This window comes from Pectobacterium quasiaquaticum, from assembly GCF_014946775.2.
In the GTDB taxonomy this organism is placed as follows: Bacteria; Pseudomonadota; Gammaproteobacteria; order Enterobacterales; family Enterobacteriaceae; genus Pectobacterium; species Pectobacterium aquaticum.
Genome location: NZ_CP065177.1, coordinates 1,386,312 through 1,400,507 on the forward strand (window position 1 = coordinate 1,386,312; position 14,196 = coordinate 1,400,507).

13 protein-coding genes are annotated in these 14,196 nt (G+C 54.6%); 11 read left to right on the forward strand and 2 right to left on the reverse strand.

The window, feature by feature from the left end; translation table 11 throughout:
- Nucleotides 1-170 precede the first annotated feature (170 nt).
- Genes aroC through IG609_RS06365 form a run of 5 tightly spaced genes read left to right on the forward strand, consistent with a single transcriptional unit; the run spans nt 171 to nt 3,809 of the window.
- On the forward strand, nt 171-1,256 hold the full coding sequence (aroC, locus tag IG609_RS06345; RefSeq protein ID WP_039471277.1) for a chorismate synthase: 1,086 nt from the start codon (nt 171-173) through the stop codon (nt 1,254-1,256).
- Nucleotides 1,257-1,261: 5 nt separating this feature from the next.
- The gene (gene mepA / locus IG609_RS06350) at nt 1,262-2,107 is read left to right on the forward strand and encodes a penicillin-insensitive murein endopeptidase (RefSeq protein WP_193398530.1); all 846 of its coding nucleotides are present in this window, start codon (nt 1,262-1,264) and stop codon (nt 2,105-2,107) included.
- Between the two features lie 9 nt (nt 2,108-2,116).
- Nucleotides 2,117-2,917, forward strand: a complete 801-nt coding sequence (locus IG609_RS06355; RefSeq protein WP_193398529.1) for a sulfite exporter TauE/SafE family protein — start codon at nt 2,117-2,119, stop codon at nt 2,915-2,917.
- 27 nt (nt 2,918-2,944) lie between these two features.
- A complete protein-coding gene (locus tag IG609_RS06360) occupies nt 2,945-3,490 on the forward strand; it encodes an elongation factor P hydroxylase (RefSeq protein WP_193398528.1) in 546 nt (181 codons plus the stop codon).
- A gap of 34 nt (nt 3,491-3,524) precedes the next feature.
- Entirely contained in the window at nt 3,525-3,809 is a 285-nt protein-coding gene (locus IG609_RS06365) for a YfcL family protein (RefSeq protein ID WP_193398527.1), read from the forward strand.
- 89 nt (nt 3,810-3,898) lie between these two features.
- Here the strand turns inward: IG609_RS06365 and mnmC are convergent, their stop codons facing one another.
- On the reverse strand, nt 3,899-5,926 hold the full coding sequence (gene mnmC / locus IG609_RS06370; protein WP_193398526.1) for a bifunctional tRNA (5-methylaminomethyl-2-thiouridine)(34)-methyltransferase MnmC2/FAD-dependent 5-carboxymethylaminomethyl-2-thiouridine(34) oxidoreductase MnmC1: 2,028 nt from the start codon (nt 5,924-5,926) through the stop codon (nt 3,899-3,901).
- A gap of 173 nt (nt 5,927-6,099) precedes the next feature.
- On the opposite strand from mnmC, the gene fabB reads away from it, so the two are divergent.
- On the forward strand, nt 6,100-7,317 hold the full coding sequence (fabB, locus tag IG609_RS06375; RefSeq protein WP_039532308.1) for a beta-ketoacyl-ACP synthase I: 1,218 nt from the start codon (nt 6,100-6,102) through the stop codon (nt 7,315-7,317).
- Nucleotides 7,318-7,476: 159 nt separating this feature from the next.
- On the opposite strand, the gene flk is transcribed toward fabB, so the two are convergent.
- A complete protein-coding gene (gene flk / locus IG609_RS06380; protein ID WP_193398525.1) occupies nt 7,477-8,736 on the reverse strand; it encodes a flagella biosynthesis regulator Flk in 1,260 nt (419 codons plus the stop codon).
- 313 nt (nt 8,737-9,049) lie between these two features.
- Between flk and pdxB the strand changes: the two genes are divergently transcribed.
- From pdxB to accD, 5 genes are all read left to right on the forward strand, one after another.
- Nucleotides 9,050-10,186: a 4-phosphoerythronate dehydrogenase PdxB gene (pdxB, locus tag IG609_RS06385; protein WP_193398524.1), complete on the forward strand. Its 1,137-nt coding sequence runs from the start codon at nt 9,050-9,052 to the stop codon at nt 10,184-10,186.
- 113 nt (nt 10,187-10,299) lie between these two features.
- Nucleotides 10,300-11,310 (forward strand): aspartate-semialdehyde dehydrogenase, encoded by a 1,011-nt coding sequence (locus IG609_RS06390; protein ID WP_102117703.1) that lies wholly within the window; start codon nt 10,300-10,302, stop codon nt 11,308-11,310.
- Entirely contained in the window at nt 11,310-12,161 is an 852-nt protein-coding gene (gene truA / locus IG609_RS06395) for a tRNA pseudouridine(38-40) synthase TruA (RefSeq protein WP_193398523.1), read from the forward strand. The genes IG609_RS06390 and truA overlap by 1 nt, the downstream gene beginning before the upstream one ends.
- A gap of 194 nt (nt 12,162-12,355) precedes the next feature.
- A complete protein-coding gene (locus IG609_RS06400; RefSeq protein ID WP_193398568.1) occupies nt 12,356-13,018 on the forward strand; it encodes a DedA family protein in 663 nt (220 codons plus the stop codon).
- 224 nt (nt 13,019-13,242) lie between these two features.
- Nucleotides 13,243-14,160 carry an acetyl-CoA carboxylase, carboxyltransferase subunit beta gene (gene accD / locus IG609_RS06405; protein ID WP_193398522.1) on the forward strand — a complete coding sequence of 306 codons (918 nt, stop codon included), beginning with the start codon at nt 13,243-13,245 and terminating at the stop codon, nt 14,158-14,160.
- Nucleotides 14,161-14,196 lie beyond the last annotated feature (36 nt).

Below are 14,196 nucleotides of genomic sequence, written 5' to 3' on the forward strand. Positions count from 1 at the left end.
ATGGCGCAATCCGAGCTTACAGGGATGTACTTGCAGCGTCTTTACGATCTATCCGTTACTACCGCTCAACGACTTTTGTCAGCAGCCGTGATTAAACGGTCATAACGATATTTATTCGCCTTACCGTGTAGACGGTAAGGCAGAAACAGAACACATGCGAAGGAGTTGTGATGGCAGGCAACAGTATTGGGCAATTTTTCCGCGTCACTACATTTGGTGAATCCCACGGTCTTGCCCTGGGATGTATTGTTGACGGTGTACCGCCGGGGATCCCACTGACGGAAGCGGATCTGCAACACGATTTGGATCGCCGCCGTCCGGGAACATCCCGCTATACGACGCAGCGCCGCGAACCCGATCAGGTCAAGATTCTGTCCGGTGTTTTTGAAGGCGTAACAACAGGAACCAGCATTGGCCTGTTGATTGAAAACACCGATCAGCGTTCTCAGGATTACGGTGCGATTAAAGACGTCTTTCGCCCAGGTCACGCTGATTACACCTATGAGCAAAAATATGGCCTGCGCGATTACCGTGGCGGTGGCCGCTCTTCCGCGCGCGAAACTGCGATGCGCGTTGCCGCAGGGGCGATTGCGAAGAAATACCTGCAACAGCAACATGGTGTGAAGGTACGCGGCTATTTGTCGCAGATTGGCGATGTCACCTGCGAGCTGAAAGATTGGGAACAGGTTGAGCAAAACCCATTCTTCTGCCCCGATATCGACAAGTTGGAAGCCTTAGACGAACTGATGCGGGCGCTGAAAAAAGAAGGCGACTCCATTGGCGCGAAGGTTAGCGTCGTCGCGGAGTCGGTGCCTGTCGGATTAGGCGAGCCGGTCTTTGATCGTCTGGATGCTGATTTGGCTCACGCACTGATGAGCATCAACGCCGTGAAAGGCGTTGAAATTGGCGATGGCTTTGCCGTTGTCACCAAACGTGGCAGTGAAAACCGGGACGAAATCACGCCGGACGGTTTCCAAAGCAATCACGCTGGCGGCATTTTGGGCGGAATCAGCAGCGGTCAGAACATCGTTGCACATCTGGCGTTGAAGCCGACCTCCAGCATTATGGTGCCGGGGAAAACGATCAACCGTCAGGGCGAAGCGACTGAAATGGTCACGCGCGGGCGTCACGATCCTTGTGTGGGTATTCGCGCTGTGCCGATTGCCGAAGCCATGATGGCGATTGTGTTAATGGATCACCTGCTGCGCCAACGCGCACAGTGTGGGGATGTAAACAGTCAGGTTCCTCGCTGGTAAAAATCATGAAACAAGGGTTAATCGGGGTTCTCGCGCTGGCACTGAGCGCGCCGCTGTTATCGAACGCCGCGTGGGCGAAAACGCCCTGGCAGGAGATCGCGCATCCGGTTGCGGGTACGCCGCAGTCAATTGGTAGCTTTTCCAATGGCTGTATCATCGGTGCCCAGCCGCTGCCTTTGCAGTCGCAGGATTATCAGGTGATGCGCATCGATCAGCGGCGCTATTTCGGTCACCCCGATCTTCTGGCGTTTATTCACCGCCTAAGCAACGAGGTCAAGCGTACGACCTCCGGTAATGTGCTGGTGGGGGATATGGGCATGCCTGTCGGGGGACGTTTCAGCAGCGGCCACGCCAGTCACCAATCCGGGCTGGATGTCGACATCTGGCTGCAATTGCCCAGACAGCGCTGGAGCGAGCAGCAGTTGCTGAAACCGCAGCCTATCGATTTGGTTAACGCCAGCGGGCTGAACGTTAACCCCCGCGTTTGGCGACCGGAAATCACCACCCTGATCAAAACCGCTGCGTTGGATAGCGACGTAACGCGCATCTTCGTTAATCCGGCGATTAAAAAACAGCTGTGTGTTGAAGCAGGCCACGATCGTGACTGGCTGCGCAAAGTTCGCCCTTGGTTTGCACACCGTGCGCATATGCATGTGCGCCTGCGCTGCCCAGCGGATAGCCTTGAGTGTCAGGATCAGGACGAACCCCCTGTCGGTGATGGATGTGGTGCCGAGTTAACCAGCTGGTTCCAGCCAAAACAGCCGAGTACCGAAGCCCCGGAAAAAACCACGCCGCCGCCGTTGCCTCCTTCTTGTCAGGCACTGCTCGACAGACATTTTGCCGCGAGATAACGAATAACGATGGACTGGTTAGTTCTTGGGCCAGAAATGCTGGCCGTACTGTTTTTTGTCGGGGCGTTGGCAGGGTTTATTGATTCGATTGCGGGCGGGGGCGGTTTATTAACGATCCCCGCCTTGCTGGCGGCGGGGTTATCCCCAGCGCAGGCGCTGGCAACGAATAAACTTCAGGCCGTTGGTGGATCCTTTTCCGCCAGCCTGTATTTCATCCGCCGCCGTGCGGTGAATCTGGGCGAGCAGAAGCTGGCGATTGCGTTGACCTTTGTCGGTTCGACCTTTGGTGCCTGGCTGATCCAGCAAATTCACGCCGATTTTCTACGTCAACTGCTGCCGGTGCTGATCATTGGCATTGGCCTCTATTTTTTATTAACGCCCAAAATCGGTGATGAAGATCGGCAGCGTCGCCTGTCGCCACTTCCGTTTGCGATTGTGGCAGGCTGTTGTGTCGGTTTTTATGACGGCTTCTTCGGCCCCGGTGCTGGGTCATTTTACGCACTGGCGTTTGTCACCCTGTATGGCTTCAATCTGGCAAAAGCGACGGCTCACGCCAAAATCCTGAACTTTACCTCCAACTTCGGCGGGCTACTGTTTTTCATTCTGGGCGGTCAGGTTGTCTGGGTGGTCGGCGGCGTCATGCTGATCGGGCAGATCCTCGGTGCGCGGCTGGGAGCCAAAATGGTGATGACGAAAGGGCAAAAGCTGATTCGTCCTATGCTGGTGATGGTTTCCGCCATCATGAGCGGTAAGCTGATTTATGACAGCCACGGGCACGAGATTGCCATCTGGCTGGGACAGTTTTTATAACAACAAATGATGATAACAACAGATAACATGACTACGACGCACCATTATCAACAACTGATTGATATTTTTAATGATTGCTTTGGCGATGAATACAATACCCGTCTGGTAAAAGGCGATGATGAGCCGATTTATCTGCCCGCGGATGGTGACATTCCGTATCACCGGATTGTGTTTGCCCACGGTTTTTATGCCAGCGCGCTACACGAGATTTCTCACTGGTGCATTGCTGGTGCCCAGCGGCGCTTGCAGGTCGATTTCGGCTACTGGTACTGCCCAGATGGCCGCGATGCCTCGACGCAAAGCCAGTTTGAGGTGGTGGAAATCAAACCGCAGGCCTTCGACTGGCTGTTCTGCGTGGCCGCAGGCTTTCCGTTTAACGTCAGTTGTGACAACCTGAACGGCGACTGCGAGCCGGACCGCATTGATTTCCAGCGACGCGTGCATGCGCAGGTGATGCAATATCTGGAAGAGGGTATTCCCGCACGTCCCGCCAGCTTTATTCGTGCATTACAATCATTTTACAATACGCCACCGCTGACGGCGGCGAGCTTCCCGTATCCAGCCGATCTGTGATGCACGGGAACCGCAAAAAATTTGAGGATAAGAAATGATCGCAGAATTTGAAACGCGCATTCTGGCGCTGATTGATGACATGGTAGAGCATGCCAGCGACGATGAACTGTTTGCCGGTGGCTATTTGCGCGGTCATCTGACGGTGTCGGTGGCAGAAGCGGAAGATCATGGGGAACACACGCTTGAAGCACTGCATCTGCGCGTTAGCGACAGCATCAATAACGCCATCAAAAACGGTGAACTGTCACCGCCAGATCAGGTACTGGTTAACGGGATGTGGGAACGACTGTTTCAGCAGGCGCAGGATAGTACGCACTGATTTCCCTGTGGGCTAATTGTCACTCTGTCAGTGCTGGCCCAGTCGAGCCAGCACATCTTCTTTCCCGATTAATCCTTCGCTATTCTCAGTTAATCCTGAGCTACAGGCTTACCTTTCAGCAGTTTCCTTATCCAGAAACGATTCGGGTTTAGCGCGGCGAGCGTATCGCGGTCCAGCGGTAGCGGTTCGCCATACATCTGTGATGCTAAAATTTCCGCCGCGAGTGGGGCGGAGCACAGGCCGCGTGAGCCTAACGCACCGATGATAAACAGATCCTGCCAATAGGGTGCGCGTGGCACCGTGTCGGTACGGTGTTGAGGGTGCAGCCGATCTTCATACTCGGCCAGCGTTTGTTCATAGTCCGGTACCGCTCCTAATAGCGGTAGATGATCGCGTAGCGCACAGCGGACGCCCTGACGCGCCTGCGCATCGCTGATATCGATCGTTTTCGCCCAGTCTGCGTCAGGCAAACAATTCAGCAGGCGCTGGCGATTTTCTTGCTGCTCGTCTTCCCGATAATCACAGTGTGTTTCCCCCCGTAAATAGCTCGCCCCGATGCAGTGCGTCTGATGCTGCGGACTCACCGGCGTCAGATAGCCGTCGTAGCACAACACCTGTTTGAGCTGACCTAGCTCCGGGTTGGTCGGAATATGGCTGACCTGTCCGCGCACGGCGTAAGCGGGTAACTGGGATGTCTGTGCCCAGTCGGTAATGTGGTGACCATTTGCCAGCACCACGACGGCATGATTTATCCGCTGGCCGGTGCTCAGGGTGAGCGCCCAGCCGCCGTCCGTTTTCTCCAGTGCGGAAACGGCGGTACTCATCTGTACCGACAGACCGTTTTGCTGTGCCAGTCTCAGCGCAGAAGCCGTCAGTTCTGCCGGGCACAGCCAGCCGCCGTCAGGATAAGTGATGCCATTTACGCCGATATTCAGGCCGCTTTGCGTTTCCAGTTGCTGCGCATCCACGTTAACGACCAGCTCTTGCGGCCATTCGCCTTGCAGAATCTGTTCGATTTTACGCGCACTTTTTTCATCCCAGGCAAGCTGGCTGACGCCACACCATTGGTGTTCAAACTCCAGACCCTGTTGCGCCAGCGCGGTATAGCTGCGGTGGGCAAAGTCAAAGGCGAGCGAGAAAAAGCGGGATACCGCATCGTGTCGGTTATTCAGTAGAGGATAAAGCGCCCCCTGACGATTGCCGGATGCGCCTGTGGCAGGCAGCGCGTCCGCGCAGTAGAGCGTGACGTTTCCACCGCGACGTTGCAGAGCCAGCGCGGTGAGCACGCTGGCGATGCCGCCGCCAATAATCGCGATATCGTCAGTCGTGCTGGCTGCGGGGCGGGCATACCACGGTGTTGGCGACGTGACGGGAAGCGCGTCAAGAAGGATGCCGCTCAGCATTTCCCGTTTTTGCCCAAATCCTTTGATTTTACTGACCTGAAACCCCGCCTGTTGCAGACCGCGACGCACAAAGCCTGCGGCGGTAAAGGTAGCGAACGTGCCTTCTTTACGGCACAAACGTGCCATTGCCTGAAACAAATTTTCCGTCCACATGTCTGGGTTTTTGGCAGGCGCGAAGCCATCCAGAAACCAGACGTCGACCTGATGGTTCTGCGTATCATCCAGCTCAGGCAGTAAGACGTTCACGTCACCGAACCATAAATCAAGCGTGATACTACCTTGCGCCAGAATCAGGCGATGGCAGCCCGGCAGCGGTAGCGGCCATTGAGCGCGTAGTTCATCCGCGAAGGCTGCCAGCTCCGGCCATTGTGCGTGTGCGGCAGCCAAATCATGCTGACGCAGGGGGAATTTCTCGAAGCTAATGAAATGCAGGTGGCGCAATGTCGCCGATGGTTGCTGTTGACGAAAATCGGCAAACGCCTGCCACAGTGTCAGAAAATTCAGGCCCGTGCCAAAGCCGGTTTCTGCTATCACGCAGGCTGCACGCGGGTGCGTGGTGAAACGCTCAGGAAAGTGATTGCCCTTTAAAAACACATAACGGGTTTCTGCCAACCCATCCTGATTCGAAAAATAGACGTCATCAAACTGTTGCGATACAGGTGTACCCTGAGCGTTCCAACTTAACGACGCGTGTTGGATGGGGAGGTTGGTCACGACAAAAAGCTCATTATTCAAGTGATGATGAGATTCTATCGGGCTGAATATTGTGGCGCAAATTTAGCAATGATTTCGCGATACTTTGGCTGATCGGACTTGTTCAGCTTACAACTGTACGCTAAAGTGCGAAGCGAAGTCCCAAACTCTATAAGTGGAAGAAGAGGTATTACATGAAACGTGCAGTGATTACTGGCCTAGGGATCGTATCAAGCATCGGTAATAACCAGCAGGAAGTTCTGGCATCATTGCGAGAAGGCCGCTCGGGCATTACTTTCTCTCAAGAGCTGAAAGATTCCGGCATGCGTAGTCACGTCTGGGGGAATGTCAAACTGGACACCACTGGCCTCATCGATCGCAAAATTGTGCGTTTTATGAGTGATGCATCGATCTATGCCTACTTATCCATGGAGCAGGCGATTCAAGATTCCGGGCTGTCTGATGAGGTTTATCAGAATAACCCACGCGTTGGCCTGATTGCTGGCTCAGGCGGCTCTGCTCGCTATCAGGTGTTCGGTGCTGACGCGATGCGTAGCCCGCGCGGTCTGAAAGCCGTTGGCCCTTATGTGGTAACCAAATCCATGGGTTCTGCGGTATCCGCATGTCTGGCAACGCCATTCAAAATTCACGGCGTGAACTACTCTATTAGCTCTGCCTGTGCGACCTCTGCACACTGCATCGGTAACGCGGTTGAACAAATTCAGATGGGCAAACAGGACATCGTTTTTGCTGGTGGTGGCGAAGAGTTGTGCTGGGAATTGGCCTGTGAATTTGATGCGATGGGCGCACTGTCAACCAAATACAATGAGACACCAGAGAAAGCGTCCCGTACTTATGACGCCGACCGTGATGGTTTCGTCATTGCTGGCGGCGGCGGTATGGTTGTCGTAGAAGAACTGGAGCACGCGCTGGCGCGTGGCGCGCACATCTATGCCGAAGTAGTCGGCTACGGCGCGACGTCTGATGGTGCGGATATGGTTGCCCCGTCAGGTGAAGGCGCGGTACGTTGCATGAAGATGGCGATGCAGGATATCGATACACCGATCGATTATATCAACACGCACGGCACCTCTACGCCAGTGGGTGATGTGAAGGAACTGTGGGCGATTCGCGAAGTCTTCGGTGACAATGTTCCGCCGATTTCTGCGACCAAAGCGATGACCGGCCACTCTCTGGGCGCAGCTGGCGTTCAGGAAGCCATCTATACGCTGTTGATGCTGGAACACGGGTTTATTGCGCCGAGCATCAACGTGGAAACACTGGATGAACGTGCTGAAGGCATGAATGTCATCACTGAAATGACCGAACGCGAACTGAAAACGGTGATGTCTAACGGTTTCGGGTTCGGTGGCACCAACGCCGCGCTGGTAATGAGAAAGCTCGATAAGTAATCGGTTTATCATTCGAACATTTTCATTCAAACGTTCTCATTGAAATAAATAAAACCCCACTGGCGCAAGCCGCGGGGTTTTTTGTTTGTACTGGTTTGCTTGATGATGATCAGTTAGCGATAGTCATGAGCGATAAGCTTGGTCTTAACGGTATTAGTGCTAGATCAATACCCAAAGTAGAAAGGCAGCCACGCAGGTGCTTACAATCACCAGAAACATCGGCTTATGGAACAGTGACTGCCAACTGAGCGGTAGCGAAGCAATCAGCGGGTTAAACAGCGGATGCAGCAACTGTGAGGTCGTGGTCCAGTCCGTTTCCTGTGAGCGCTGAATGCGCTGCGTAAACAGGAACGTCAGCAGATCGCTAACCTGCATCGGTGTCAGCGGGGTTTGTAATCCGATATTGAAGCGATTCTGCGTGTAATCCACCAATAATTGCTGTTCCTGCGCGGTCATAGGCTGTTGTAGCAGAGCTTGCAACGGCGCGAGATTCGGCGAAAGCAGTGCATTCTGTGCCGATAGCGGCTGTGATGGTAGATTTGCTGTGGATGACGGATTCGCATTCGCTGTATTGGTGGTGTTGGCTGTCAGCGGTTCTGACGCTGCGCCTGCCGTGCCTGCATGGGTCGGTGTTCCCTGCTGTGCTGGCGGGGTGGCGCGCAGCAGCGTTTGTGTCTGTTGCAGCTCAACCTGTGCTTGCAGGAACTGCGTGATCAGCGGCAGATGTTTTAACGGGATGGCGTCGCCCGGGCTAAGATTCTGCATCATCATCAGATTGTTCAGCACCCTTGCAGGCTGTTCCCCAGTCATGGTCGCTAATCGGGTAACTAACTGATTCAAGCCGCGCTGTTCCGCAGGAGAGAGCGGGCGATCGGGCAAGTTGGCGGCCTGAGCGGTTTGCGATGCTGTGGTTGATGCCGTTGACTGCGGAATTTGCCCGTTTTGCAGCAGCGTAACCACCTGCTGTAGCTGCGTTTTAGTCAGCGCGCTTAGCGTGGTGCTACCGAACTGTTGCTGGATGAAATTGCTGACTGCCTGACGATTATTTCCCTGAGACAGCATATCTGTCAGGCGCTGAAGCAGTTGCTGACGTCCACCGCTATCTTGCGCCTGCGTTAAACGCGTCTGGAGTATCTGCTCGGCAGGCTGGTAGTGGCGGGACAGCAGTTCATTATTTTCTGCCAGTCCTACCCCCTGTTTTACCGTCGTCCAGACTTCCGCTGCCTTTGACGTAGTCAGCGCGGCAACTTTAAGCACCAGATTTTCCAGCGTCGTGCGCTGCGCCAACGTCAGCGGTCGATCGCCATTGGCGGAGGAACCCGCGGCGTTAGCGGATGAGGTAGAGGTAGACGATGTGGTGGTCGGCGTCACCGAACGTTCGCCGGGCAGCGGGGCACCTGGGCCACTTACAGGTTGCATATCGGTTATCCTTACTGCCGTCATGATTGAGATGAATCATAGCAATCTCCCGTGACGGTCGATAGTCAGACGTCGCCTAAAACGGCACTAATCTAATGGTAGGGTTGTATGATATTCGTACCAACGCCGGAGGTAGACACTCGCTAGGCTACCGTCAACCCCATATCTCTAATGTTGGAATAGCTGTGGCGGGATATTGATACACCCCCGCGAAGAAAAGGCTGTGCAGTGTAATTGCCTTGGGTTTCTGCACCATTCGGTGGCAGAATATCTCCCCACTTTTTTTGGCTGGCTACCGATGTCGGAGAAGACAATGAAGATTCTGGTTGATGAGAATATGCCGTATGCCCGCGAGCTATTTAGCCGTCTGGGTGAAGTGCAGGCCGTGCCGGGACGTCCTTTGCCGCGCGATCTGCTGGCAGACGCGGATGCGTTGATGGTGCGCTCGGTCACGAAGGTGAACGCGGATTTGCTGTCTGGTTCAGCGGTAAAATTTGTCGGCAGCGCGACGGCAGGCACCGACCATGTTGATGACACCTGGCTTAACGCCAACGGGGTCGCGTTTTCTGCTGCCCCCGGCTGTAATGCCATCGCGGTAGTGGAGTACGTCTTTTCTTCTTTGCTGATGCTGGCCGAGCGTGATGGTTTCCAACTGCGTGATAAAACCGTCGGGATTGTCGGCGTGGGTAATGTTGGCAGACGTCTGGATGCGCGTCTGAAGGCCTGGGGCGTTAAAACGCTGCTGTGCGATCCGCCGCGTGCCGATCGCGGTGAGGTGGGCGATTTCCTTCCGCTCGACACGCTGGTACGTGATGCCGACATTTTGACGCTGCATACGCCGCTATATCTCGACGGCCCGTATCGTACTCACCATCTGGTTGATGCCGCCGTACTGAGCGCGTTTGCGGACGGACGTATTCTGATTAATGCCTGTCGAGGCCCAGTGGTGGACAATGCTGCACTGCTTGAGGCGCTGCAACAGGGTAAAAAACTCAGCGTCATTCTTGATGTATGGGAGCCGGAACCCGCGTTATCGACCGATCTGCTGGCGCGGGTAGACATCGGCACGGCACATATCGCCGGTTATACCTTGGAAGGAAAAGCGCGCGGCACCACACAGGTGTTTGAGGCGTGGAGCGAGTTTATCGGAACCCCGCAGCAGGTGGCGCTTTCGTCGCTTTTGCCTGCGCCAGAGTATGCCGAAGTGACATTGACCGCACCGCTGGATGAGGCGCTGCTAAAACGTCTGGTGCATCTGGTGTATGATGTGCGCCGGGACGATGCACTGTTGCGCCACGTTGCGCATCAGGAAGGCGGGTTCGATCGTCTGCGCAAACATTATCAGGAACGACGCGAATGGTCGTCACTCCATGTTATCTGCGCCGATGCTGACAGCGCAGATTGCCTGAACGCGCTGGGATTCACGGCGTCAGTGCGGGACGCACGCTAACGGCGTTTCGCGCGAGCATCACTTTTTTATTCATAAACTGACAGACAGCATCACCATCGTCTGTCGGTTCCATTCATGATTTGAGTTTCATTCAAAATTTGGGAGAGAACCAAATGTCTGACGGCTGGAATATTGCTCTGCTGGGCGCAACGGGCGCAGTAGGCACGGCGTTACTGGAATTATTGCAGGAACGCGAATTCCCAGTGGGTGAACTGTATCCGCTGGCCAGTGAACGTAGCGCGGGTGAAACCATACGTTTTAACGGCAAATCTTGCCTGGTCACCGATGTGGCTGATTTTGACTGGTCACAGGCGCAACTGGCATTTTTTGTCGCCGGTCAGGATGTCAGTGCCCGCTATGCGGAAGACGCAGGGGACGCGGGCTGTCTGGTTATAGACAGCAGCGGTCTGTTTGCGCTGGAACCGGACGTCCCGCTGGTGGTGCCCGGCGTGAATACGCATACGCTGGCAGATTATCGTAACCGCAATATTGTTGCAGTGGCCGACAGCCTGACCAGCCAACTGCTGACGGCGATTAAGCCGTTGACCGATGTGGCTGGGCTTTCGCGTCTGCATGTCGTCAATATGCTGTCCGTTTCCGCATTCGGTAAAGCGGCGATAGACGATCTGGCGGGACAAAGTGCTCGTCTGCTGAACGGTGTTCCGCCTGAGGCCGGGCTGTTCCCGAAACAGCTGGCATTCAATCTGTTGCCTTTACTGCCTGATGATGTGGGCAGCGTGCGCGAAGAACGCAGTCTGGTCGATCAGGTGCGTAAAGTTTTGCAGGACGACGGATTGCCGATTTCAGTGACCTGCATTCAGTCCCCCGTGTTCTATGGCCACGCACAGGTTGTTCATCTTGAATCACTGCGTCCGCTGTCTGCGGAAGAAGCGCGCGATGAACTGCGCAATGCTGGGAATATTGAGGTCAGCGATGAGCAGGATTACCCGACGCAGGTTGGCGATGCTTCGGGCAATGGGCAACTGAGCGTCGGCTGTCTACGTAATGATTACGGCATTCCTGAGCTACTGCAATTCTGGTCGGTCGCCGATAACGCTCGCTTTGGCGGCGCGCTGATGGCGGTGGAAACGGCAGAATGTCTGGTGCAGGAGTATCTCGGGTAATGTCGGAAACCACTCAGGCGGAGGCTACTCAGGCCGATGCCGCTGCGGAAAACGAACGCGCCCCGCTGAAAATCGCGCTAGGTATTGAGTACGATGGTAGCCTCTATTATGGCTGGCAGCGCCAGTCTGACGTTGCTAGCGTGCAGGCCTGTCTTGAAAAAGCGCTGAGCAAAGTGGCGGATGAGCCGATAGAGGTGTTTTGCGCCGGGCGAACCGATGCTGGGGTTCATGGCACCGGGCAGGTGGTGCATTTCACCACACGCGCGATCCGAAAAGACGCCGCCTGGACGATGGGGGTGAATGCAAATTTACCGCCGGATATCGCGGTGCGCTGGGTGAAAACAGTGGATGAGGATTTCCATGCGCGCTTCAGCGCGACGGCACGCCGCTACCGTTATGTCATCTACAATCACCGCTATCGTCCTGCGGTGCTTTCGCGTGGTATGACGCACTTTTATCACCCGTTAGACGTGGAACGTATGGAGCGTGCTGGGCAGTGCCTGTTGGGGGAGAATGATTTCACCTCTTTTCGTGCGGTGCAGTGCCAGTCGCGCACGCCGTGGCGCTATGTAAATCATTTAAAGGTTACACGTCACGGTGACTATATCGTGGTAGATATTAAGGCCAATGCGTTCGTGCATCATATGGTGCGTAATATCGTTGGCAGCCTGATGGAGGTCGGTTGTGGCAATCGTCCAGAATCGTGGATTGCCGAGCTGCTGGCGGCCAAAGATCGTACGCTGGCTGGTGCAACAGCCCGAGCCGAAGGGCTGTATTTGGTGGCGGTAGATTATCCCGCACGTTTTGCTTTGCCGCAGCCTACGATGGGGCCGCTCTTTTTAGCTGATTGACGTTTTTTGTTGTAACGAGTGCGTCTTTTATCTGTTGCTCGCTGCCAGATGGCCGTAGGCCAAAGGTGGCGTGCGATGCGTATTAAGGACGAGGCTATTGAGCGTGCTATATGCAAGGCAACACGGAGAGTGCGGCTGCTTTGCGTCTATCGACCGCGTGCGTTCAATAGACACGTTGGGGAGAAGAAGTTGTGATGGAGTTTATACAGTTTATTATTGATTTTATTCTGCACATTGACGTCCACTTGGCGGAACTGGTGGCGCAATATGGTGTCTGGGTTTATGCCATTTTGTTCCTGATTCTGTTCTGTGAGACTGGGCTGGTGGTGACGCCGTTTTTGCCGGGAGATTCGCTGCTGTTTGTCGCAGGGGCGCTGGCGGCACTGCCGTCGAACGATTTGAATGTGCACACGATGGTGTGCCTGATGATCGTTGCCGCGATTACGGGCGATGCGGTGAACTACACGATTGGACGACTGTTCGGTGAGAAGCTGTTTAGCAACCCGAACTCAAAGATTTTCCGCCACAGCTATCTGGATAAAACGCATGCGTTTTACGCGCGTCACGGTGGCAAGACGATAATTCTGGCGCGTTTTGTCCCGATTGTGAGAACATTTGCGCCGTTTGTTGCTGGGATGGGGCACATGAGCTATCGGCATTTTGCGGCCTATAATGCCATTGGTGCGCTGCTGTGGGTGTTGTCGTTCACCTATGCGGGCTACCTGTTTGGCGATTTGCCGATGGTGCAGGAAAATCTGAAATTATTGATTGTCGCGATTATTTTTCTCTCTATCCTGCCGGGCATGATTGAGATTGTCCGTCACCGTAGAGCGGCCTCGCGCGGCAATGTGAAATAAGTGAAGTATTTTAACATCCGGTTTGACCAGTTTTTTATCCACAGTACCGGAACGTTATGGTTTAATGGGCAGCATTTATGGTCTGTTCTTGGGAACACCCTGGGTGCCGATGCCTTTGTACCGCGATTGTCGTGCGTCTCAGGCATTTTTTCATTGGCAATGTTGTCAGGGAATAACATGAACAGCGGACTGGCATTTGCCAGGTTCAAGCAGAAAGGTTATCAATGAGCTGGATTGAACGAATTCTTAACAAAAGCAATATCACACCGACCCGTAAAGCGAACATCCCTGAAGGGGTCTGGACAAAATGTGATAGCTGCGGCCAGGTTCTTTATCGTGCCGAGTTGGAGCGCAATCTGGGTGTCTGCCCGAAGTGCGATCACCATATGCGCCTTTCCGCGCGTGCCCGTCTACAGGCTTTTCTGGATAAAGAAAACACTGTCGAGTTGGGAAGCGAACTGGAGCCGAAGGATGTCCTGAAATTTCGGGATTCCAAAAAATATAAAGATCGTCTGGTTTCTGCACAGAAACAGTCCGATGAGAAAGACGCGCTAGTCGTGATGAAAGGTACGCTTTACGGCATGCCGATTGTCGTCGCGTCGTTTGAGTTTGCTTTCATGGGCGGTTCAATGGCGTCTGTCGTGGGGGCGCGTTTTGTGCGTGGCGTTGAGCGGGCACTGGAAGATGGTTGCCCGCTAGTGTGCTTCTCCGCCAGTGGCGGTGCGCGTATGCAGGAAGCGCTGATGTCGCTGATGCAAATGGCGAAAACCAGTGCAGCATTGGCAAAAATGCGCGATCGTGGTTTGCCTTATATTTCTGTGCTGACTGACCCAACCATGGGTGGTGTTTCCGCGAGTCTGGCGATGCTGGGCGACCTGAACATTGCGGAACCAAAAGCGCTAATCGGTTTTGCCGGTCCACGCGTTATCGAACAAACCGTGCGTGAAAAACTGCCGCCGGGCTTCCAGCGCAGTGAATTCCTGATTGAGAAAGGGGCGATTGATATGATCGTTCGTCGTCCGGAAATGCGCTACAAGCTGGCCACCATCCTTGCCAAACTGACGAACCATCCAGAACCTGGCAACGATGACGTGGAAATTCGCAGCGATGCGCCGTCTGAATCATCACAGGATGACGCATAATTGACATGATGGGCAGGGCGCGTGGCACGACCACGT